The following is a 2,339-nucleotide window of genomic DNA, read 5'->3' on the forward strand; positions in this document are numbered from 1 at the left end:
CAATACGCATCCGGCCGGATGTGCAGCAGGAACCCGTCCCCGCCGAAACCCGACTCGCTGCTCACCCAGGATTCGGAGGTGGCCCGGTAGTAGCCCAGCTCGCCGAACAACTGCATGCTGTCGGTGAGATCGAAGCGGCCACTGGCGAACACATTTCCCTTGCGGATGGACGGTGACGAGGTGATGCCCGGCTCGGCGGCCGAATCGTAGTGATAGCGGGTCGGCACCGTGCCGGAAATCAGCGTGCCGGTGGCCGGATCGACATGCCAGCTGCCGGTGCGCCGGCCATTGGCGTACGTATCGAAATGACCCCACGGCGTTCGCGTGCTGAAGCCGGCCGTGCCGTCGGGATCGGGCACGCTGGTGCCATCGCCCAGCGGCCGGCGACCATCGGTCGCGGTGAACCAGGCATCGGAATTGCGCTGCGCCGTGCGCCTGGAAACGCCATACAGCACCGAGATGTTGCCGCGGCCTTCGGCAAAGTCACTGCCGAAGTAGCCGTCCAGGGAGACATCTTCGCGGTGGCCGTCCGAGACCTTGCCGTAGTTCATCTTGATGCCACCCCCATTCTGCAGGTTGCTCGGCGTCACCAGATCGACCACGCCGGCCACGGCGTCGGACCCGTAGATCGAGGCCGCCCCGTCCAGCAGCAGGTTGACGCGCTCCAGGCCGAAGGTCGGAATCGCATTGGCGTTGTAGGTGGTGTCATCGCCGCTGTTACTGATCGGGTGCTGCACGGTGCGGCGGCCGTTGATCAGCAGCAGCGTGTACTTGGCGCCGAGGTTGCGCAGGTTGATCGAGCCCACGTCGCCGCGGGCGACATTGGAGTTCCGCCCTGCGTTGGTGGTGCCCTTTTCCGTGACAGCGACATCACCGAACTGCGGCAGGCTGCGGAACAACTCGTTGCCGTTGGTGGCCCCGGTGGCATCGATCTGTTCCCGGTCCACGGCCACCACCGGCAGCGCCGCCTGCGCGCCACCGCCGGCGATCTGCGAGCCGAGCACCGAGACCTTGTCCAACAGCCGGGTATCGGTACGCTGCCGTTCCGGATCAAGCGCCGCTTCTTCCGCCGCCTGCGCCCCGGGCGCCAGCAGCGTGCACAGGGCAAGCGCCAGACGGCCGCGACGCGGCAGCAGCCCCTGCACGTCGTACCACGGCTGCTTCACGCCCGGCTGCGAACGAAGAACGCGCGTCATTGAGTATTCCCATGTCGTTTTCTGAGGGCACGGCGGACCCGGGCGTTCCCGCCCACGGTGTCCCCGGGAGAATCGCGGCCCCAAGGCCGCGGCGCGCAGGCGCGCTTAGTCGTTCACTTCTGCATACGCGCCGCGGACGATGCGGCCTTCCAGCTTCTGCTCGTCCTTGACCAGGTTGTAGAGCGGACAGGTGGCTTCGACCGACTGTCGCAGCGCGTCGATGTCTTTTTCGGACGCCGGCGATTCAATCCGCACCTTGTAGCGGATGTCGCTGTAACGGGCCGGCGAGCGGACATTGCTGCCGAAGCGCGGGCTGAGCTGCCCATCAACGGTGAGTTCCAGCGCATCCAGCAGCACGTTTCGTCCCGCCGCCTGCACCTCGAAAATGTGGGTCAGGCAGGTGCCGGTCACGCCCAGCAGGTGTTCCTCCACCGTGGGTGCCAGCCCGTAGCCCAGCAGGCCGGTCGCGCTGTCGTGCAGTTGCTGGTGGTAGCCGTCCTTGCCCAAGAACACGCGACGCAGTCCGGTGCGCGGTTCGACATGGGCACGGGCCACCAGTGGTTCCGGCTCGGATGCTTTTTCCTTGCCGGCGGCCGGCTTGCCTTGCCTGGCGAGCACCGCCGGGCGCTTCTCCTCGGTGATGAAATCCCGCAGGCCTGGCGGAAGCTTTGGATCGCGCACCGGCGCACTATGGATGTACTCAACCTMGGCGTGGCTGACCTGCTGCGGCTTGGTCACCAGATCAATGGCCGAGGAATTGGCGTGCACCGCGCGCTTGAGCGTTTCGAGCTGCGCATCGGTGGCCGGCGAGTCGATGTAGGCCACGTAGGAGAGATTGTTGGGATACGTCAGGGTCTCGCTCTTGCGCTCGGGGATGCTGGTGAACACCACATCCAGCGCATCCAGTTGCACGCCCTGCACCGCCGCCTGCACGATGTACTCATCGGCCACCGAGCTGGCCAGCGTGCCGACCAGCGAATCCCAAGAACCGGCGCCTAGGTTGTAGCCGGCGTAATTGCGGCCACTGTCGCTGATGTACTGGAACTCGCCGGTGGACCCGATGCGCAGGCGGCGTACGCCGGAGCGGCTTTCGGCGGTGACCTTGGCATGGATCTTCGTGGGCGGCACCACCCGCGCCGACTG

2 protein-coding genes are annotated in these 2,339 nt (G+C 66.3%); both read right to left on the reverse strand.

Features of this window, described 5'->3' with window-relative positions; all coding sequences use genetic code 11:
• The coding region (locus ACXJKH_RS18805; RefSeq protein ID WP_457321644.1) for a TonB-dependent receptor plug domain-containing protein at positions 1 to 1,196 on the reverse strand (1,196 nt) is incomplete at its 3' end.
• Between the two features lie 105 nt (positions 1,197 to 1,301).
• Positions 1,302 to 2,339, reverse strand: a 1,038-nt coding sequence (locus tag ACXJKH_RS18810) for an OsmC family protein (RefSeq protein ID WP_457321646.1), incomplete at its 5' end; no start/stop codon positions are given.

The sequence above is a fragment of the Stenotrophomonas sp. P5_B8 genome (assembly GCF_054049855.1).